Raw genomic sequence first — 19,162 nt, forward strand, 5'->3', positions numbered from 1 at the left:
TGCACCACGCCACTGACAATCGACCCTTCCCACAGCCTTTCCGCAGGTCGGAGCGATTGTCAGTGCCGCGCCCTACCGTCGTTGCCATGCTGCTAACTCACGGGGGAGAACCCTTGCGCACCGCGGCTCCGGTGGTGCGCTGGACGGTGGAGCAGGTCCTGGCCCTGGCTCCTGACGAATCGTCACGCAGGGCCGGCGGCAGGCTCGGTTCGGCCGGTCCGTGGTCCGGCGCGGGCTGCAACGGATCGGGTGCGGTGTGGGGGCTGTGCAAGGGAAGCGGGAGCAAGCCGTACCGGACGGTGGTCGATACGACGGGCCCCGCGTACAAGTGCAGCTGCCCCAGCCGGAAGTTCCCGTGCAAGCACGCGCTGGGGCTGATGCTGCTCTGGGCTTCGGACGAGGCGGCGCTCGGACCGGCGGAGGTGCCGGACTGGGCCGGGGAGTGGCTGGACGGCCGTCGCAGACGGGCGGCGCAGAAGGCCGAGCCGGCCGGAGGCGGCGCGGTCGGCGCCGGTGCGGGCCCGGCCGACCCGGCGGCCGCGAGGCGGCGAGCCGAGCGCCGGGCCGAGCGGATCACCGGCGGCGCCCAGGAGTTGGAGCAGCGGCTGACGGATCTGCTGCGCGGAGGCCTGGCGGCGGCCGATCAGGCTGGGTACGGGCTGTGGGAGGAGACGGCGGCCCGCATGGTCGACGCCCAGGCGCCGGGACTGGCGGGCCGGGTAAGGGAGTTGGGGGCGATCCCGGCGTCCGGTCCCGGCTGGCCGGTGCGGCTGCTCGAGGAGTGTGCGCTGCTGCATCTGCTGGACACCGCATGGCTCGGCATCGACCGGCTGCCGGAGCCGCTGGCGGCGACGGTCCGCACGCGAGTGGGGCTGACGGCCTCCGCCGATGGCCCACCGGTCCGCGACCACTGGCTGGTCCTCGCCCAGTACGACACCCCGGACGGCAAGATCGTCACGCGCCGGATCTGGCTGTACGGAAGGGACTCGGGCCGCACCGCACTGCTGCTGTCCTTCGGGGCGGCCGGACGCTCCCCGGGCCAGGCCCTGCCGGTGGGCGTCACCATCGACGCCGAGCTCACGCCGTATCGAGGGGCCGGGCAGCTGAGGGCGGAGCTGGGAGGGCAGTTCGGTGCGCCGGTGCCGACCGGCACTCCCCCGCCGGGCTCCACGGCGACGGCCGCGGTCGCCGCTTACGGGCGTGCCCTGCGGGACGACCCCTGGCTGGAGTCCTGGCCGGTCACCCTGTGCGGGGTCATACCGGTGCCGTCGAGCGACGGCTGGCAACTGGTGGACGCGGCAGGCGATACGGCCCTGCCCGTCGCCCCCTCGGCGCTGTCCCGGCCAGGTCTGTGGAAGCTCGTGGCGATCTCCGGCGGCGCTCCGGTCACGGTCTTCGGCGAATGCGGCCACCGTGGCTTCGACCCGCTCGCGGCCTGGGCCGACAGTTCCGACGACGGTGCGGCCGAGACCGTGCCGCTCATCTGACCCCTGGAGGAGGACCGATGCCCAGTACGACCACCGCATGGGAAGAGCTCGTCACATCGGCGCTGCTCGGCACCGACCGCCGACCGCTCGCGTCGGGAGCCGGGCCGGGGCCGATCGCGCTGCTGGATGCGGCGGCGCTGCACACGGTGCGACGCAGGGCCGGGCTGCGGCCCGCGGCTGCGGCCGCCCGGCCCGGGACGGCGCCCGCCGACCCGCGGCCGCCCCTGCCGCCCGCCGCGCGCCGAAGGCTCGCCCAACTGCTCGCCGACCGATCGGCGAGCAGCGGTGCGGGCGGCCGGCGCGGCGCGGCACCCGATCTCACGGAGTTGATCCCGCAGTGGCTGGCCGCCGCCGATCAGCGCGGTTTCCGGGCCCCGGCGTCGCTGCTGCCACCCCTGCTGGACGCGGCCCGGGCACGTACCGACCTGCGGCCGCAGGCTCTGGCGTTCGCCGGGCCGCGGGGGCTGTGGCTGGCCGGCCTGAACCCCGAGTGGAAGTTCGCGCTGCGCGGCTCGCCGGGAAGCTCGCTGCTGCCCGATGTGGCCGACGCCGATGCGGTGCGCCGGCTGTGGGAGGAGGGTCTGTTCGCCGAGCGCGTCGCCCTCCTCGGGGCCGTACGGGCGCACGATCCGGGTGGTGCGCTGACGCTGCTGACCAGCACGTGGCCGACGGAGCGCGCCGAGGACCGGCTGATGTTCCTGGACTCGTTGCGCGCCGGGCTGTCCGCAGCGGACGAACCCTTCCTGGAGCAGGCCCTCTCCGACCGCAGCCGCAATGTGCGCGCGACGGCCGCCGAGTTGCTGTCCGCACTGCCGGAGTCGGCGCTGGCCGGACGGATGGCGGCCCGCGCGTCGTCGTGCGTGAACCCTGACCTGACAGCGGGCGCCGCGACCGTCGCCGTGGAGGCGCCGCACGAATGCGACGCCGCGATGCAGCGCGACGGCGTGGTGTCGGTGCCACCGTCCGGACGGGGCGAACGATCGTGGTGGCTCGGCCAGTTGGTGGAGGCGACCCCGCTGTCCGTCTGGCCGGCGCGGTTCGGCGGGCGTACGGCGCAGGAGATCGTCGCCCTGCCCGTCGCCGACGGCTGGGGCGAGGAGCTGCACGCCGCCTGGTGCCGGGCGGCGGTGCGGCAGCGCGACCCGCAGTGGGCGCGCGCGCTGCTCGGCGCCCCTTCGCTCCCCCCGTCGAACGGGCCCGGCACGGCGTCGCTCGCCGAGCGGTCGAAGCTTCTCGCCACGCTGCCCGGCGCGGAACGGGCCGCGTGGGTGGCCGATTTCGTCGCCGCGCACGGTCTGTCGGAGGCGTTCCAGCTCCTGGGCGTCTGCCCGGTCCCCTGGGCGGAGCCGCTCGGCAGATCGGTCGTCGACGCGCTCGACATCGCCCGCGAAGCCGGTAGTTACCCATGGAGCTTCAGCGGCGTCATGGGGCTGGCCGAGCGCTGCCTGAATCCGGCGGAGGCGGACCGCCTGGAGGTCCTCACGACCACCCCGGACGAGCCGGAAAACGCGTCACCGGGCGCGGCCGGCTACTGGTCGGAGGCGTTCCGGCGCCTGGTCTCCACGCTGCGGCTGCGCGCGGCGATGGATGCGGAGCTGGGGGCGGAGACCGCGTAGGCGGGCCTCGGGGGCTGGTGCGGCCGGAAGGGCGGGGGTTTGCGCGGGCCCTGGATTCCTCCCCAGCCCACAGGGCCGCCGGACCGCGTGCCGCGGGAGACGCGACAGGCGGGCCGGGGCGGGCGTCGACCCGGCTGGGGCGGGCCTGGGCCGCCCTCGGCCGGGGTCAGGCTTCTGCGGGCTGGCGGACGTTCGCATTCACCCAGTCGACGATCGACGCCGTCGTCGCTCCCGGGGTGAAGATCGCCGCGACGCCCTGTTCCTTCAGCGGCGCGATGTCCGCCTCCGGAATGATGCCGCCGCCGAACACCTTGATGTCCTCCGCGTCGCGCTCCTTGAGCAGCTCGATCACCTTGGCGAAGAGCGTGTTGTGCGCGCCGGAGAGGATCGAGAGGCCGATCGCGTCGGCGTCCTCCTGGATCGCGGTGTCCACGATCTGCTCGGGCGTCTGGTGGAGCCCGGTGTAGATGACCTCCATACCGGCGTCGCGCAGTGCCCGCGCGATCACCTTGGCGCCGCGGTCATGGCCGTCGAGGCCCGGCTTGGCCACCACCACACGGATCGGACCGGTCACACCCATCACTGCCTCCACATGCGTCTCCCGTGCCTGAAAGGGCCAGGGATGTGAACGAACGTTATCGACAGCATCCCGCAACCCGCCGTTTCGCGGTGGACCGGGAGGGGGAAATCACATCTGGGACATGTTCGCCAGGCTCCGTTCCCGCATCACGCGACACCCGCCGCGCGGGACGGACGCCAGGGGAGCCGCTACGAGGCCGCCGTACCACCGCGCCGCCAGCCGCACGGCACGGCGGTACGGCACCAGGGGCCCGACCAGCCCCCGTTCACACCTCTGCCACGGCGCCCATGAGGGCATACGGGGACCGGAGCCGCCTCCCCGTGCGCCGAGCAGGAGGTCGGCCATGAGGGTCATGAAGGTCCTGCCTTTCCTTCCAACGATGCTGCGCGAGCCCTGCCTGCGACGCACCTGGCTGTCATCGGCGCTGCTGAGGGCCACCGCACTGGAGCTGATCGTGCTCGCCGGGCATGTCCTCCTCTACCCCGCGGGCATCACCAGCGAGCGACGGGACCCCGCGCGCCCGTCCGAGCCGCCCCTCGAGCCGTCCACCGCACCGGCCGGTACCCCGGCCCTTCCCGTCGAGACCCCCGACCGGCCGCCCGTCGTCCTGCTCCACGGGTTCATCGACAACCGCTCCGTCTTCGTCCTGCTGCGCCGCTCCCTCACCCGGCACGGCTGGCACCATCTGGAGTCCCTCAACTACTCGCCGCTGACCTGCGACATCCGTACGGCCGCCGAACTGCTCGGCCGGCACGTCGAGGAGATCTGCGGCCGCACCGGGCACCATGAGGTCGACATCGTCGGGCACAGCCTCGGTGGCCTGATAGCCCGCTATTACGTGCAGCGACTCGGCGGTGACCGACGGGTCCGCACCCTGGTCACTCTCGGCACCCCGCACGGCGGCACGGCCGTCGCCCCGATGGCCAGTGCGCATCCGATCGTGCGCCAGATGCGCAGCGGTTCCGCCCCGATCGAGGAACTGCGCCGGCCCGCGCCCGGCTGCCGGACCCGGTTCGTGAGTTTCTGGAGCGAGCTGGACCAAGTGATCGTCCCGGCCGAGGCGGCCTGCATCGACCATCCGGACCTCGATGCCCAGAACGTACGCGTCAGCGGGATCGGCCATCTCGCGCTGCCGGTCCACCCGGCGGTCGCCGCCGGGATCCGCCAGGCGCTCGAGTCCCCGGAAGCGGCCCCCGGACTCGCGGGTACCGCGTCGGTGGCCTGAGAAAGACGGGAATCCTCGCCACGCAAGGCCGCCACGCCGCGATGAGGGTCGCCCACCCGCGCTCCGGGCCGCCGGGACAGGCCCACAAATAGAACGCGTTTCGAACATAGAGCCAAAGCTCTGTGCACAGTCCGTCGAAAGACGGCCGATTGCCCGTTTCCTGAGCGGCCGGAACCTGGCGAAGATTGTCGGCGTCGCATACCGGCGGGTACAGTCGCGGCCACTGCTTTCCCCTGGATCCCCCACCGGACCCAGACCCAGGTCCTGCTGCCGAGGCGAGAGAGAAGTTGGTGAACGACCAGCACCCCCACGCCGGGTATGTCGGTTACGACAGCCACTCCACGGGCAGCTTCGACAACGACCCGCTCTTCGGCTCCCTCCCGGGCAGCTACGACGGCACGTACGACACCACCGGCTACAACGGTTACGACGGCGGTTACGACACCGGACAGGCCGGATACAGCGGCCAGTACGACTCAAGTCAGTGGGACGCCGGCGCGCATCAGACCGCCGCGTACGACCCCTATGCCGCGTACGGGACCCAGCAGCCGCAGCAGTACGCCACCACCGCTACCTGGATGCCGGATGCCGGCGGCATTCCCGCACAGGGCGGCGCCCCGGATTCTTCGGGCCAGTGGGACACCAACGGCTGGTATCAGGACGGCCAGTGGGCGACAGCCGGGACGGCCGCCTACGACACCGGCGCATACGACGCCACCGCCTGGAACACCGGCGCCACGCCCGAACACGATCAGCAAACCGCGCAAACTGCCCATACCACGCAGGAGTCGTACGAACCCGAACAAACTGCCCATGGCGCCCAGGAGTCCTACGAGGCGCATGAGGCGTACGAGTCGTACGCGGACCAGGGTTCCTACGATCCGTACGAGCCCTACCGCACCGCCGAGTTCAGCCTGCCCGAAACGGACCTGACCGGCGACACCGACAACATCGACGACAGCGACGGTGGCCGCGACGACAGCGACGACCTCGACACGGACCGCGCGGCGGGCCGCAGCGACGGCGACGTCCCCCGTCCCGTAAGCCGCCCCAGCACCCGTGGCGGCAGCCGCAGTCGGCGTCGCACCCCCGCGAAGCGTTCCGCGCTCCTCACCGTCGCCGTTCCCTCCGCCTGCGTGATGAGCGTCGCCGGTATCGCCGCCGCCTCCGTCGGCGGGCTCGGCAGCGGCGAGGAGAAGGACGACACCATGTCGATGGCGGCCGCCGACCCCGGCACCGTCAAGCCGGTCGCCGCGAACAACAAGCTGGACACCCAGCTCGCCAACCTCAGCGCCGACGCGGAGAACTTCGCCGACCGCGCCAGCCGTACCCAGGAGCGCATCGACCTGAAGGAGCGGCAGGCGGCCGAGAAGAAGAAGCGCGAGGAAGAGGCCGCGCGCAAGGAGGCTCTGCGGCCCAAGTTCCTCCTGCCGGTCGCGCAGCACGGCCTCAGCGCCTACTTCGGCCAGGCAGGCGTCAACTGGATGTCCGTGCACACGGGCATCGACTTCCCCGTCTCCTACGGCACTCCGGTGATGGCCGCGACGGACGGCACCGTACGCACCCAGTGGAACAGCGCCTACGGGAACATGGCCATCGTCACCACGGCCGACGGCACCGAGACCTGGTACTGCCACCTCAGCAGCACCAAGATCCGCTCGGGCCCGGTCAAGGCCGGTGACGTCATCGCGTACTCCGGGAACTCCGGGAACTCCACGGGCCCGCACCTGCACTTCGAGGTCCGGCCCGGTGGCGGCGCGGCCATAGACCCGCTGCCCTGGCTCCGCAGCCACGGCCTCGACCCGACCTGAGCAGCCGCAACGATCCACGGCCAGAGGTGGCAGGCGCCCGCCCGGTGACAGGCACCCTGGTGGCAGGCACCCCGCGCCCGCCACCACCGCCGTCAGTGCCCCCGGGGTGTTCCTAGAGCTTCTCCACCGGCGCGTACCGCAGCAGCAGCTTCTTCGGCCGTTCGTCCCCGAAGTCGACCGTCGCCTTCGCCTGGTCGCCGATCCCCTCGACCGCCGTCACCGTGCCGAGCCCGAACTGGTCGTGCGTGACCCGGTCCCCGACCACCAGCGTGATCGTCGGCTTGTCCGAGGTGCGCCGGGTCGCGAAACCCGAGGGGCCCGAGCGCGAGCGCGACGAGGACAGCGACGACGTGATCCCCGACGTCGGTCCGGCCGGGGCCGCCATCGGCCCGGTCCGCTTCCACTGCAGATGCTGGTCCGGAATCTCCTCGAGGAACCGCGACGGCGGGTTGTACGAGGGCTGCCCCCACGCACTGCGCATCGCCGCCCGGGTCAGATAGAGCCGCTCACGGGCCCGGGTGATCCCGACATAGGCGAGGCGCCGCTCCTCCTCCAGCTCCTTGACCTGTCCCAGCGCGCGCATGTGCGGGAAGACGCCGTCCTCCATGCCGGTCAGGAACACCACCGGGAATTCGAGGCCCTTCGCGGTGTGCAGTGTCATCAGCGTGATGACACCGGAGCCGTCCGTGTCCTCGTCGGGGATCTGGTCGGAGTCGGCGACGAGCGCGACCTTCTCCAGGAATTCGGCGAGCGTGCCCGCACTCGCGCCTTCCCCTGCGTCGGACTCCCCTCGCTCCTGCTCGAACTCGAGCGCGACGGCCGCGAGTTCCTGAAGGTTCTCGATGCGGGTCTCGTCCTGCGGGTCGGTGGACGCCTGGAGTTCCGCGAGATAGCCGGTCCGCTCCAGGACCGCCTCCAGCACCACTGCGGGGCCCGCGCCCGACTCGACGATCGTGCGCAGCTCCTCCATCAGCGTGTTGAACCGCTTGACGGCATTGGCGGAGCGGGCCGCCATCCCGTACGCCTCGTCGACGCGGCGCAGCGCCTGCGGGAACGTGATCTTCTCGCGCAGCGACAGGGCGTCGATCATCGCCTCGGCGCGGTCGCCGATGCCGCGCTTCGGCACGTTCAGAATGCGGCGCAGCGGGACGGTGTCCTCGGGGTTGGCGAGGACCCGGAGGTAGGCCAGGATGTCCCGGACCTCCTTGCGCTCGTAGAAGCGCACGCCGCCGACGACCTTGTAGGGCAGGCCGACGCGGATGAAGATCTCTTCGAAGACGCGGGACTGCGCGTTCGTCCGGTAGAAGATGGCGACATCGCCCGCCTTGGCGTCGCCCGCGTCGGTCAGCCGATCGATCTCGTCGGCGACGAACTGCGCCTCGTCGTGCTCGGTGTCGGCGACATAGCCGGTGATCCGGGCGCCCTCGCCCGCGTTCGTCCAGAGGTTCTTGGGGCGGCGGCTCTCGTTGCGTTCGATGACCGCGTTGGCCGCGGAGAGGATCGTCTGCGTGGAGCGGTAGTTCTGCTCCAGCAGGATCGTCGTCGCGTTCGGGTAGTCCTCCTCGAACTGGAGGATGTTGCGGATGGTCGCGCCGCGGAAGGCGTAGATCGACTGGTCCGCGTCACCCACGACGCACAGCTCGGCGGGGGCGTCGGCCGGTCCGGCGGGGCCCACCAGTTCGCGTACGAGCGTGTACTGCGCGTGGTTGGTGTCCTGGTACTCGTCGACGAGGACGTGCCGGAAGCGGCGGCGGTAGTGCTCGGCGACATCGGGGAACGCCTGGAGCAGGTGGACCGTCGTCATGATGATGTCGTCGAAGTCCAGTGCGTTGGCCTCGCGCAGCCGGGACTGGTACATCGCGTAGGCCTGGGCGAGCGTCTTCTCGAATCCGTCCGCGGCCTGCCCGGCGAAGGTCTCCTCGTCGATCAGCTCGTTCTTCAGGTTCGAGACCTTCGCCGTGAACGACTTCGGCGGGAAGCGCTTCGGATCGAGGTCCAGATCGCGGCAGACCAGGGCCATCAGCCGCTTGGAGTCGGCGGCGTCGTAGATCGAGAACGACGAGGTGAAGCCGAGCTTCTTCGACTCACGGCGCAGGATCCGTACGCACGCACTGTGGAACGTCATGACCCACATGGCGTTGGCGCGCGGTCCGACGAGCTGCTCGACGCGCTCCTTCATCTCGCCCGCGGCCTTGTTGGTGAAGGTGATCGCCAGGATCTGGCCGGGGTGCACCCCGCGCTCGGCCAGCAGATGGGCGATGCGGTGGGTGAGCACCCGGGTCTTGCCGGAGCCGGCTCCGGCCACGATGAGCAGCGGCGACCCTGCGTGCACGACGGCGGCGCGCTGCTCGGTGTTCAACCCGTCGAGCAGGGCGGCGGCGTCGATGACGGGGCGGTGGGCGCCGTCCCGGTAGTACGCGTCCCTGGACGGCGGGGGCGCGTCGAACACGCCCGCGAAGAGGTCCTCCGGCACCGCTTCGGGTGCGGAGTCCTCGGGGGGCGGCGGGGGCTCTTCCTCCGAGTGCTGGAGGCCGGCCAGGAAGCTGTCGTCAAAGAGGCTGCTCATCGCTTGACGAGTCTAGGCCGCCGCACCGACACCGTGCGGCCGCATGGCGAACCGCACCCGGCGCACGGGCACATACGGAGACCGCGCGCCCACACCGCGTAAGGGAGGAGGGGGCCGCGCGGCCCGCACCCCGGCCCCCGTCGCCAAGGTCACGAAAATGTATCGGGCATATCGAACATCAACCTTCACAGCAGCACCACGGGTTGGCTAGCGTGCTCGGTCGGGCGGCCCGTACCCCCTGAGGCGAACCACGCCGCGCGGGCCCCCACGCCGAATCCGGGCTGCCCTCGCGGGAGTTCGGAGCCGGGGACCCACATGCATCACCGGGGTGAATCGGTCCATATCTCCACATCCGGACCGTAGGGCAGCCTTCCGTTCCGCCCGAACCCGACAGCTAACCCGGTAGGCGGTCCACGGAAGGAGATGCCGGCCTTGGCGTCGCATCGCAAACCGCGCACCCGGGTGCGCTCCACCACGCCCGCCGTCGGGCTCACGACGGCCGCCCTGGCGGGTGTGACCCTGCTCTCCACACAGAGCGCCACGGCCGCCCCGGCCTCGCCGAAGCCCAGCATCGAGGACGTGCAGAAGAAGGTCGACGACCTCTACCGGCAGGCGGGCACCGCGACCCAGCAGTACAACCAGGCGAAGGAGGCCTCCGCCGCGCAGCGGGGCAAGGTCGACGCGCTGCTGGACGACGTCGCGAAGCGTGCCGGCAAGCTGAACGATGCGCGCAGGGCGCTCGGCAACTACGCGGCGGCTCAGTACCGCACCGGCTCCATCGCGCCGAGCGCCACCTTCTTCCTGGCCGACGACCCGCAGTCGTACTTCGACGAGAACCAGCTGATGGCCCGGATGGCGGGCCGACAGCAGAAGGCGGTCACGGACTTCCGTACGCAGCAGGCCGCGGCGTCGAAGAAGCGCGCCGAGGCGGCGAAGAGTCTGGAGACGCTCACCGAGTCGCAGGCCACGCTGCGGACCAGCAAGGAGAACGTCCAGAAGAAGCTGGGCGAGGCCCGCGCGATGCTGTCGAAGCTGACGGCCGAGGAGAAGGCGCGGCTCGCGGCGCTGGAGCGGAAGAAGGAGGCGGAGGCCAAGCGCAAGGCCGAGGAGCTGGCCCGTCAGCAGGCGGCCGCCAAGGCCGAGGCGGACCGTAAGGCCGAGGAGGCCGCGAACCAGGCCGGATCCGGCGGCGACACGGGGACCGGGACCGGATCGGACAGCAGCGCCACCACGAAGGCCGACAAGGTCCTCGCCTTCGCCCGCGCCCAGTTGGGCAAGCCGTACGTCTGGGGTGCGACGGGCCCGTCGTCGTACGACTGCTCGGGGCTGACCCAGGCCGCCTGGAAGGCGGCGGGCGTCGACATACCCCGCACCACCTGGGACCAGGTGAAGATCGGCACGCGGATCGCGACGGCGGATCTGCAGCCGGGCGACCTCGTCTTCTTCTACGACGACATCAGCCACGTCGGCATCTACAAGGGCGACGGCATGATGATCCACGCTCCGAAGCCGGGCGCGAACGTCCGCGAGGAGTCGATCTACTACATGCCGATATACGGCAGCGTGCGGCCCGCGTAGTCGCGGCCCCGGACAGCGACGAGCCCCCGCCGGAAGGATCCGGCGGGGGCTCGCGCCATGAAGGACAGGGACCGACCCGGGCGGCAGCGGCCGGCTCAGGTCCAGAGCGTCGCGATGAAGATGTTGGCGACCGTCAGCCCGCCGACCGCCGCGAAGACGCCCTTCTCGACCTTCTCCTCGTCCCGCTTGACGTACACCAGCGCGAGGATCACGACCAGGACCGCCAGCTTCACACCGATCTTGATGTTGTTGACCGGCTGGTCGTCCGCCTGGTTGAGCCCGACCAGTGCGATGCCGGTGACCAGCATGGTCAGCGCACCGTGGAGCATCGCCGGGACGAAGCGGGCGGTGCCCGCACCCATCGCCTTCATCTGGGTCAGGAAGCCGCCCAGGAGTGCGGCGATACCGATGATGTGCAGCGCGACGAAGACATTGATGAGTACGTCCATGGGGCCGCAGCCTAGCCGGGGCCATAGCACCGCTCTCCGGCGAGGTGGGGGCTCCTTGGTGTTTCACTTACATCTGCACCAATTGCCTGACTCTGGTGCGTTTTCTCCGATCACTTGATGACATCGCCTCGCCAAATTCGGGCAATAGCCGTCATTACGACTCTTCCTCGTGCCCCGGGTTTAGCGTCCCTATCCAGGTGACCGGCTTCTCCGACGCTCCGCACCCGGACGGCGGCCCGGTCACCCCGCCGAAGAGTCCGGCGGCGCGCGGCTCCCCCTGCCGGCGTCGCCGTCGGACCTCCGCGGGCCCGCCGGTAGGCCCCGACGGGCAGTCGACAGCAAGGAGCCCCGCCCCCGTGGCAGCGCATCGGAAACCCAAGCAGCGCCCGTGTACCGGCTCTGCTGCCCGCACCGCAGCCACCCTCGCGTTCGCCGGGGCCGCGACCGCTGCCGCCCTGCCGGGCGCCGCACACGCCGATCCGCAGCTCACCCCCGCCCAGGTCAAGGCCAAGGTGGACCGGCTGTACCACGAGGCGGAGGTCGCCACCGAGCAGTACAACGGCGCGAAGGAGAAGGCGGCCGCCACCGCCAAGTCCCTGGGCGCACTGCGCGACGAGGCCACCCGCAGGACCGAACGCCTCAACGCCTCCCGCAACGCACTCGGTTCGCTCGCCGCGGCGCAGTACCGCACCGGAGGCATCGACCCCGCCGTACAGCTGGCGCTCTCCTCCGACCCCGACGAGTACCTGCAACGGGCCTCGTACGTGGACCGGATCGCCGACCGGCAGGCCACCGAGGTGTCCAAGGTGCAGCGGCAGGTCACCGAGATCGCCCAGCTGCGCGCCGAGGCGAAGGAGGAACTGGCGGCACTGGGCACCCGCCAGGCGGAACTCAAGAAGCACCGCACGACGGTCAGGGCCAAACTGGCCGACGCCCAGCGACTCCTGGACACCCTGTCGCCCGCGCAGCGCGCCGCGTACGAGCAGTGGGGCACCGCACGCTCCGCCGCCGGCCACGCCGATCGCAGCAACCGGCGCGCCGGCGCCGCGCAGGCCGCCCCCAACGCCCGCGCCGCGGAGGCCGTCGCGTTCGCCTACGGGGCGTTGGGCAAGCCGTACGTCTGGGGCGCGACCGGTCCGACCTCGTTCGACTGCTCGGGGCTGACCCAGGCCGCCTGGCGCTCCGCCGGCGTCTCGCTCCCGCGCACCACGTACACCCAGATCAACGCCGGACAGCGGATCTCCCGCTCCGAACTCGCCCCGGGCGACCTGGTGTTCTTCTACTCCGGCGTCAGCCATGTCGGCCTGTACATCGGCGACGGCCTGATGATCCACGCGCCGCACCCCGGTGCACCGGTCCGCGTCGCACCGATCGACCAAATGCCCTTCGCGGGGGCGACCCGAGTGGCATAGGCTCCCGGCTGCCGCAGCCCCGGGTCCCACCGGACCGGTCGAAGGAGACTCGCACATGACCATGGACGCAGACGTCCAGAGCCACACCCGTACGCTCGCCCAGCGCTCCCCCGACCATCTGCGGATCGGCCCGTTCACCGTCCGCCACAACCCCGACTGGCAGCTGAAGTACGCCAATTACGCGATCCCGGACCAGGGGGCCGAGCCGACGGCGGCCGATGTGCAGGCGCTGATCGCCGCGTTCCGCGAACGGGACCGGATGCCGCGTCTGGAGTATCTGCCCGGTGGGGCACCCGCGGTCGAACCTGCGCTGCTCGCCGCCGGTTTCACCGTCGAGAACAGGGCCCCGATCCTGGCCTGCGCCCTCGGCGACCTCCTGCCGCCGAAGCCGGTGGACGCCCTCGTCATCGCCGAACCGGCCACCGACGCGGAGTTCGACGCCGCCGCCCGCGTGCAGCACCACGGCTACGGCGGGACGGGCGAACCCGAGGGCGGCGAGGCGGCCTGGCTGCGCGACGCGGCGGCGGGCGGCGGCGTGGCGGCCCTCGCCACCGTGGACGGCGTCCCGGCGGGCGCGGGCGGCTGCTCGGTCCCCGTCGACGGCCTCACCGAACTGGCCGGTCTCGCCGTCACCGACACGTTCCGCCGCCGCGGCATCGGCGCCGCGCTCTCCGCGCATCTGACCGCGACCGCGTTCGCGCGGGGCTGCCGGGTGGTGTGGCTGGAGCCGGGCGACGCCGATGTGGAACGGATCTATGCGGGCATCGGATACCGCAGGATCGGCGAGAAGCTGAACATCTCGCTCGACCCCGCCTGAACACCTCCGGAGTCCCGGCCCCCCGCAACGCTTCCGGACTTCAGACCAGCCGTCGGGCCGTCGCCCACCGCGTCAGCTCGTGCCGGTTCGACAGCTGGAGCTTCCGCAGCACCGCCGAGACATGCGACTCGACCGTCTTCACCGAGATGAACAGCTGCTTGGCGATCTCCTTGTACGCATAGCCGCGGGCGATCAGCCGCAGCACCTCGCGCTCGCGCTGCGTCAGCCGGTCCAGGTCCTCGTCGACCGGCGGCGCGTCCGTCGAGGCGAACGCGTCGAGGACGAAGCCTGCCAGCCTGGGCGAGAACACCGCGTCGCCCTCCTGGACCCGGAAGACCGAGTCGATCAGGTCGGTGCCGGTGATCGTCTTGGTGACGTAGCCGCGGGCGCCGCCGCGGATGACGCCGATGACATCCTCTGCGGCGTCCGAGACGGACAGCGCCAGGAAGCGCACCGGGTTCTCGACCGCACCCATCAGCGGGGCGCAGCGGCGCAGCACCTCGACGCCGCCGCCGCCCGGCAGGTGGACGTCGAGGAGGACGACCTCGGGGCGGGTCGCCGTGATGACGGTGACCGCCTGGTCGACGTCGGCGGCCTCGCCGACGACCTCGACGCCGGTCTCCTCGGTGCGGCCGATCTCGGCCTGCACCCCGGTGCGGAACATCCGGTGATCGTCGACGAGCACGACCCGTACCCGTCGCTCCGGGCCCCCGGTTGCCTCAGTGGTGTCCGTCATCGCTCGCCCTCTCCATCTCCAGCTCGACTTCCGTGCCCCCGCCGGGCACCGAACGCAGCCGCGCCGTACCGCCGTTGCGCTGCATCCGGCCGATGATTGATTCTCTTACGCCCATTCTGTCCGCCGGTACGGAATCCGGATCGAACCCCGGTCCCCGGTCCCGTACCGAGACGAAGACCGTACGGCCCTCGACCTCCGCGTAGACCTGCACGGCGCCGCCCTCGCCACCGTACTTCGCGGCGTTGACCATCGCCTCGCGTGCGGCCTGCATCTGGGCGGCGAGCTTCTCGTCGAGCGGGCAGTCGCCGACGACGACGACCTCCAGCGGGACGCCGTGCTTGTCCTCGACCTCGGCGGCGGCGCGCTTGACCGCTTCGGCGAGGGTTTCCGGTTCGTCGCCCTCGTCCTTGCCGGTGCCCTGGGGGTTGTACAGCCAGTTGCGCAATTCGCGTTCCTGGGCGCGGGCCAGCCTGCGGACCTCGCCCGGGTCCTCGGCGTTGCGCTGGATCAGAGTCAGGGTGTGCAGCACGGAGTCATGGACATGGGCGGCGACCTCGGCCCGTTCCTGGGCCCTGATACGCATCAGGCGTTCCTCGGAGAGGTCCTGGGTCATGCGCACGAGATAGGGGCCGGCCAGCAGCGCGATGCCGGTGAGGACGGCGATCGCCGCGGTGAGGACGTTGCCGAGCTGAGCCGCGGAGCCGCGTACCACCATGAAGCCGGCGAGACCCAGGCCGACCAGGGCGACCCCGGCCAGCCCGCGGGCCAGATGCAGCACCCGGCGGCGGCTGCCGACCTCCATCCAGCGGGCCCGCCTGGCGTTGTCGGCCTGCCGCCACACCAGGACGGAGCCCGCGCCGATCAGCAGCGTCGGCCAGATGTAACGGTCGGCCTTGCTGCCCATGTCGACGTTGCCGACGAAGACGACAGCGCCGATCAGCAGGGCTATGAGGGCGAAGACCTGCCCCTTGTCGGGCTTGCGGAGCCGACGCCGGCCGTCGACGCCGGTCTCGAAGACGGAGCGCGGCGCCTCCACCCCGCCGACACCGAGCGGGACGACGATCCAGAACACCGCGTACAGCAGCGCGCCGAGGCCGTCCGCGAAGAACAGGCCGAGGAAGACGAACCGCACCCAGGCGACGGGCAGCCCGAGATGCCCGGCGAGTCCGCGCGCGACGCCGCCCAGCATCCGCCCGTCGGCGCTGCGGTACAGCTTGCGCAGCGGTGGCTCCTCCGGGTCGGCGCTGAGGGAGCTTGCGGCTCGGGGCGTGGCGGCTGGCATGCTCCGATCGTCACATGTCGGGGTGGGCGGCGGCATCAGGGTCGGCCCCCACTCGACCCTGAGACGGCCGGTCGCGCGGCGACCCGAGAGCCTCCCTTCAGGGTCCGCCGCGGCCAATATCAGGGATCGGCCAGGGTCGGCGCGGGTGCCGCGGGCGCGCACGGCCCGTCACCATGGAGCCATGACCGTTCCCCAGGACGCCGCCCCCGGCGCCGCGCCGCCCGCCGCATCCGGTCCGCAGCTGCAGCGCAGCTCGCGGCAGAAAGTGGTGGCCGGGGTGTGCGGTGGGCTCGGCCGGTACTGCGACATGGACCCGGTGATCTTCCGGATCGTGCTCGGTGTCCTGTCGGTGACCGGTGGCCTGGGCCTGATCTTCTACGGCTTCGCGTGGCTGCTGATCCCGCTGGAAGGCGAGGAGGAGAACGAGGCACGCAGGCTGCTGTCGGGCCGGGTCGAGGGGGCGTCGCTGATCGCGGTGCTGTTCGCGCTGGTCGGCTGCGGGCTCTTCCTCTCCATGCTGGGCAACGGCGGCACGCTGGCGTTCTCCGCGATGCTGACGCTCGCGGTCATCGGCTGCTGCGTCTGGACGCAGCGCCGCAGGACCACGGCCCCCGAGGACCCGCTGCACCCGGCGGCCGCACAGGCGGCGGCGGACGCGCCGCCGGAGGTGAAGGCGCCGCCCTCGCCGGCCGGCCCGTCCTGGTGGCGGGATCCGATCATCAAGGACGGGACCTCGGGGCCGGTGGGCGCCGGCTATCTGTGGGGTCCGGCGGACACGGTGCTCGACGAGGGCACGGTACGGCCCCGCAGGGCCGCGGCGGACGCGCCGTTCCGCGCGCCCGAACGGGCGCGGGTGGACCGGGGGCCGCACTCGATCGGCGGCCTGGTCTTTCTGTTCGCGCTGATCGCGGGTGGTGTGTCCACGGGTCTCAGCTGGGAGACCCATGCGCTCGGTACGAGCCTGCAGTTCGGTCTGGCCGCGGCGCTCGCCGTGTTCGGTGCCGGCATGGTGGTCAGCACGTTCCTCGGCCGGACCGGGTTCGGCACGCTGCTGCTGGCGGTGATCACGGCGGTGCTGCTGGCGGGCGCGGCCGTGCTGCCGAAGGACATCAGCACCCAGTGGGTGCGCGAGGAGTGGCGCCCGGCCTCGGTAGCCTCGGTCCAGCAGCGGTACGAACTGGGCTCCGGCGTCGGCACGCTCGACCTCACGAAGGTGCCGGTCCCGAAGGGCGACACGGTCAGCACCCGGGTACGGGTCGGCGCCGGCCGGGCGGTCGTCGTGGTACCGGAGGCGGTGACGGTCCAGGTGCGGGCGCGGGCCGGACTCGGGGACATCCGGCTGCCGGCCGATCCCCCGGGCGATGTGGACGTCAGCCCGGCGCAGAACGAGCACCGGAAGATCGCTCCGCCGGCCGGCGTCACCCCGGCCGGCACGGTCGAGCTGGACCTGGAAGTCGGTATCGGACAGGTGGAGGTCACTCGTGCTGCGTCATGAGATCCGGCCGGGGCGCGCGGTGGCGGGCATCACGATGCTCGCCCTGGCGGCCGGCTACGCGGCGGACGCGGCGGGCAGCTGGGACGCCCCTTGGACCTTCTTCTTCCCGGTGTTCTTCGGCGGCCTCTGGCTGGCCGCCACCACGACGTGGGTGAGCTACCGGATGCGGCGCCGCCGCGACGCGAAGAAGGCGTCCACGGAGAACGACGCGGCGCCGGCGAGCACGAGCGGCAGCCAAGCCATGAGGTAGGCCAGGTCGTTGCCGAAGTAGTACGGATCGGCCTGCCAGCTCACGGTCAGCCACAGGCTCAGCGAGATCAGTGCCCCGCCGAGTGCGGCGAGCCGCGCCCACAGCCCGATCAGGGTGCCGATGCCGACGGCGAGTTCACCGAAGGCGATGGCGTACCCGAACGCTCCGGGGTTCTTCAGCGAGAGGTCGACAAGGGCCGGGATCGCGGACGAGTCGCGTACCGCGTGCATCATCTCGCCGACGGAGCCCGACCCGGAAGCGCGGAAGAAGGCGCTGTCCGTGAGTTTGTCGACCGCGGCATAGATGAACGTGACGCCGAGAAATATGCGCAGCGGCAGCAGCGCATGCTCCCGTGCCAGCTCCCGCAGGCTCCTCGTCTCGCCCAGACCACGTGTATTCGTGCCGTACCCATGCATAGTGACCCCACCTTCCGTCGACCCGTTACCAGACCATACGTACGCGGTGAACGCGCTGCTCACCAGCCCTGCGGTTCGATCGGGCGCAATCTGCGGGGACCCGGCCGGCCGTTCAGTCCGTGACGTCGATCTCGACCCGGTTCGTCTCCACCCCGGCGGCCGTCACGACCTGTACGTCCACCAGCCCCGGTTCGACCTCCACCGGCACCGGCACGGTGAGCACGGTGTCCGCCGGGTTGGCGAAGCCGCCTGCCACCGGGACCAGCGGGACATGGACATGGACCCGGCCGATCCTGACGACCACGCGGGCCAGCCGGTCCGGGGCCCCGGCGCCGGGCGGTACGAAACCTGCACCGCGGATCTCGATGTCGTCGCCGGTACGGATCGGCGCGTCCAGATCCCCGGGCTCCCGGGCCCGTACGACGGACAGCACGACCGGACGCCCGCCTTCCGTGTACTTGCCCGCGAAGTACGTCGCCGCGGAGACGGCCACCAGCAGGGCCAGTCCCCAGGGCAGATCGGGCAGTTGCTCGGGCCGACGGGCCAGCCGGACCACGGCGAACAGTACGGCGACGGCGCTCACCAGCACGTACTGCACATCGGTGAAACTGCCCCGCCCGGAGTCGTCGGTGAGCAGATCCGCGGCGCGCGGCCGGTCGGCGCGCAGCTTCTGCAGACGCCCGGCGAGGGCGCGTACGGTCACCACCCGGCGCACGACCACGGCAATGGCACACACCAGCGCCAGCGCGGTCAGCACCCCGGCGCCGCGCGCCAGCTCCAGACCGTCGATCAGCGCGTCGCGCTCCGCATGGCCGGAGGCGCCCGCCAGCTGGAGGGCGAGGACGAGCACGGAGAAGACAGCGAGCAGCACCCAGGCCACGGCGACCGCACGGGAGGTGGAGAGCCGGTTGTCCTCGCCGATCAGCGGGGCGAGGACGCCGCCGCGGGCCCGGTGGAAGCGGGCGGCCCCGGTCAGCAGCCCGGCGGTGACGAGCGCGGCGACCAGACCGGCGGTACGGGCCGTCGACCAGCCCGCACCGATGGCGGTGCCGGCCTCACCGATGGCGAGCAGGGCGACGCCTCCCCAGACGACGACCAGGGTGCGCACCCACACCTGGTGAAGCCAGGCGTCGCCCGCCTCCCGGCTGCGCTCGGCGACCGTACGGGCCGACTCGGTCAGCTCGTCGGATACCCACTGGCGGGTCGCGGACGCGGACTGGGCGACGCCGGTCGGCAGCCCCTGGCCCGCGGCGAGTTCGTCCCGCTTGGCCAGGAAGGCGGCCACCGCGCGCCGGTGTCCCTCGCGCGCTCCGTGCGGGCAGTCGCCGCACGTACAGCCACCGCCGTGAGTGCTTTGTCGTGCCTCGTCCAACGCCACGGAGAACGCCGTCCTTTCCCGCCCACGTACTGCCAACTGACCACCGATTGCTGCGAATTGTGCC

General features: G+C 71.8%; 16 protein-coding genes and 1 riboswitch. Of the genes, 9 read left to right on the plus strand and 7 right to left on the minus strand.

Translation table 11 applies throughout. The annotated features are described in order from the left end of the window. Nucleotides 1-86: 86 nt before the first annotated feature. Nucleotides 87-1,487: an SWIM zinc finger family protein gene (locus OHB49_RS17770; RefSeq protein WP_329161441.1), complete on the plus strand. Its 1,401-nt coding sequence runs from the start codon at nt 87-89 to the stop codon at nt 1,485-1,487. 17 nt (nt 1,488-1,504) lie between these two features. Beyond that, nucleotides 1,505-3,103, plus strand: a complete 1,599-nt coding sequence (locus OHB49_RS17775) for a DUF5691 domain-containing protein (RefSeq protein ID WP_329161443.1) — start codon at nt 1,505-1,507, stop codon at nt 3,101-3,103. Nucleotides 3,104-3,269: 166 nt separating this feature from the next. Here the strand turns inward: OHB49_RS17775 and OHB49_RS17780 are convergent, their stop codons facing one another. Next, nucleotides 3,270-3,683 (minus strand): cobalamin B12-binding domain-containing protein, encoded by a 414-nt coding sequence (locus tag OHB49_RS17780; RefSeq protein WP_030914396.1) that lies wholly within the window; start codon nt 3,681-3,683, stop codon nt 3,270-3,272. Nucleotides 3,684-4,035: 352 nt separating this feature from the next. Here OHB49_RS17780 and OHB49_RS17785 point away from each other — a divergent pair, with 352 nt between their 5' ends. Next, the gene (locus tag OHB49_RS17785; protein WP_030968985.1) at nt 4,036-4,908 is read left to right on the plus strand and encodes an esterase/lipase family protein; all 873 of its coding nucleotides are present in this window, start codon (nt 4,036-4,038) and stop codon (nt 4,906-4,908) included. Nucleotides 4,909-5,198: 290 nt separating this feature from the next. Next, a complete protein-coding gene (locus tag OHB49_RS17790; RefSeq protein WP_329161444.1) occupies nt 5,199-6,719 on the plus strand; it encodes a M23 family metallopeptidase in 1,521 nt (506 codons plus the stop codon). A 112-nt stretch (nt 6,720-6,831) separates the two neighbouring features. Here the strand turns inward: OHB49_RS17790 and pcrA are convergent, their stop codons facing one another. Then, nucleotides 6,832-9,285 carry a DNA helicase PcrA gene (pcrA, locus tag OHB49_RS17795; protein ID WP_030968982.1) on the minus strand — a complete coding sequence of 818 codons (2,454 nt, stop codon included), beginning with the start codon at nt 9,283-9,285 and terminating at the stop codon, nt 6,832-6,834. Nucleotides 9,286-9,543: 258 nt separating this feature from the next. Continuing rightward, nucleotides 9,544-9,710, plus strand: a riboswitch (cyclic di-AMP (ydaO/yuaA leader). Nucleotides 9,711-9,717: 7 nt separating this feature from the next. Between pcrA and OHB49_RS17800 the strand changes: the two genes are divergently transcribed. Continuing rightward, nucleotides 9,718-10,863 carry a C40 family peptidase gene (locus tag OHB49_RS17800; RefSeq protein WP_329161446.1) on the plus strand — a complete coding sequence of 382 codons (1,146 nt, stop codon included), beginning with the start codon at nt 9,718-9,720 and terminating at the stop codon, nt 10,861-10,863. Between the two features lie 95 nt (nt 10,864-10,958). On the opposite strand, the gene OHB49_RS17805 is transcribed toward OHB49_RS17800, so the two are convergent. Further along, nucleotides 10,959-11,312 carry a hypothetical protein gene (locus tag OHB49_RS17805; RefSeq protein WP_030968979.1) on the minus strand — a complete coding sequence of 118 codons (354 nt, stop codon included), beginning with the start codon at nt 11,310-11,312 and terminating at the stop codon, nt 10,959-10,961. Nucleotides 11,313-11,668: 356 nt separating this feature from the next. On the opposite strand from OHB49_RS17805, the gene OHB49_RS17810 reads away from it, so the two are divergent. Continuing rightward, a complete protein-coding gene (locus OHB49_RS17810; protein WP_030968977.1) occupies nt 11,669-12,724 on the plus strand; it encodes a C40 family peptidase in 1,056 nt (351 codons plus the stop codon). 55 nt (nt 12,725-12,779) lie between these two features. After that, nucleotides 12,780-13,541, plus strand: a complete 762-nt coding sequence (locus tag OHB49_RS17815) for a GNAT family N-acetyltransferase (protein ID WP_329161450.1) — start codon at nt 12,780-12,782, stop codon at nt 13,539-13,541. A gap of 40 nt (nt 13,542-13,581) precedes the next feature. On the opposite strand, the gene OHB49_RS17820 is transcribed toward OHB49_RS17815, so the two are convergent. Next, nucleotides 13,582-14,277 (minus strand): LuxR C-terminal-related transcriptional regulator, encoded by a 696-nt coding sequence (locus OHB49_RS17820; protein WP_030968973.1) that lies wholly within the window; start codon nt 14,275-14,277, stop codon nt 13,582-13,584. Continuing rightward, the gene (locus tag OHB49_RS17825; RefSeq protein ID WP_030968970.1) at nt 14,261-15,559 is read right to left on the minus strand and encodes an ATP-binding protein; all 1,299 of its coding nucleotides are present in this window, start codon (nt 15,557-15,559) and stop codon (nt 14,261-14,263) included. The genes OHB49_RS17820 and OHB49_RS17825 overlap by 17 nt, the downstream gene beginning before the upstream one ends. 181 nt (nt 15,560-15,740) lie before the next feature. Between OHB49_RS17825 and OHB49_RS17830 the strand changes: the two genes are divergently transcribed. Both OHB49_RS17830 and OHB49_RS17835 read left to right on the plus strand, forming a co-directional pair. After that, nucleotides 15,741-17,054 carry a PspC domain-containing protein gene (locus OHB49_RS17830; protein ID WP_329161453.1) on the plus strand — a complete coding sequence of 438 codons (1,314 nt, stop codon included), beginning with the start codon at nt 15,741-15,743 and terminating at the stop codon, nt 17,052-17,054. After that, on the plus strand, nt 17,041-17,304 hold the full coding sequence (locus OHB49_RS17835) for a hypothetical protein (protein ID WP_329161455.1): 264 nt from the start codon (nt 17,041-17,043) through the stop codon (nt 17,302-17,304). Before OHB49_RS17830 ends, OHB49_RS17835 begins: the two co-directional genes overlap by 14 nt. On the opposite strand, the gene OHB49_RS17840 is transcribed toward OHB49_RS17835, so the two are convergent. Together OHB49_RS17840 and OHB49_RS17845 are read right to left on the minus strand one after the other, a co-directional pair. Next, nucleotides 17,211-17,720, minus strand: coding sequence for a DoxX family protein (locus OHB49_RS17840; RefSeq protein WP_329161457.1), 510 nt, complete (start codon nt 17,718-17,720; stop codon nt 17,211-17,213). The genes OHB49_RS17835 and OHB49_RS17840 overlap by 94 nt on opposite strands. A 112-nt stretch (nt 17,721-17,832) precedes the next feature. Further along, a complete protein-coding gene (locus tag OHB49_RS17845; protein WP_030968965.1) occupies nt 17,833-19,098 on the minus strand; it encodes a hypothetical protein in 1,266 nt (421 codons plus the stop codon). Nucleotides 19,099-19,162: the final 64 nt, after the last annotated feature.

Source organism: Streptomyces sp. NBC_01717, assembly GCF_036248255.1.
Classification (GTDB): domain Bacteria; phylum Actinomycetota; class Actinomycetes; order Streptomycetales; family Streptomycetaceae; genus Streptomyces.

What these genes read in the sequence shown, in the direction of transcription:
- OHB49_RS17770 (WP_329161441.1), top strand. Translation starts at nt 87, where the DNA reads ATGCTGCTAACTCACGGGGGAGAACCCTTGCGCACCGCGGCTCCGGTG.
- OHB49_RS17775 (WP_329161443.1), top strand. Translation starts at nt 1,505, where the DNA reads ATGCCCAGTACGACCACCGCATGGGAAGAGCTCGTCACATCGGCGCTG.
- OHB49_RS17780 (WP_030914396.1), bottom strand. Translation starts at nt 3,683, where the DNA reads ATGGGTGTGACCGGTCCGATCCGTGTGGTGGTGGCCAAGCCGGGCCTC.
- OHB49_RS17785 (WP_030968985.1), top strand. Translation starts at nt 4,036, where the DNA reads ATGAAGGTCCTGCCTTTCCTTCCAACGATGCTGCGCGAGCCCTGCCTG.
- pcrA (WP_030968982.1), bottom strand. Translation starts at nt 9,285, where the DNA reads ATGAGCAGCCTCTTTGACGACAGCTTCCTGGCCGGCCTCCAGCACTCG.
- OHB49_RS17805 (WP_030968979.1), bottom strand. Translation starts at nt 11,312, where the DNA reads ATGGACGTACTCATCAATGTCTTCGTCGCGCTGCACATCATCGGTATC.
- OHB49_RS17815 (WP_329161450.1), top strand. Translation starts at nt 12,780, where the DNA reads ATGACCATGGACGCAGACGTCCAGAGCCACACCCGTACGCTCGCCCAG.
- OHB49_RS17820 (WP_030968973.1), bottom strand. Translation starts at nt 14,277, where the DNA reads ATGACGGACACCACTGAGGCAACCGGGGGCCCGGAGCGACGGGTACGG.
- OHB49_RS17825 (WP_030968970.1), bottom strand. Translation starts at nt 15,559, where the DNA reads ATGCCAGCCGCCACGCCCCGAGCCGCAAGCTCCCTCAGCGCCGACCCG.
- OHB49_RS17830 (WP_329161453.1), top strand. Translation starts at nt 15,741, where the DNA reads ATGACCGTTCCCCAGGACGCCGCCCCCGGCGCCGCGCCGCCCGCCGCA.
- OHB49_RS17840 (WP_329161457.1), bottom strand. Translation starts at nt 17,720, where the DNA reads ATGCATGGGTACGGCACGAATACACGTGGTCTGGGCGAGACGAGGAGC.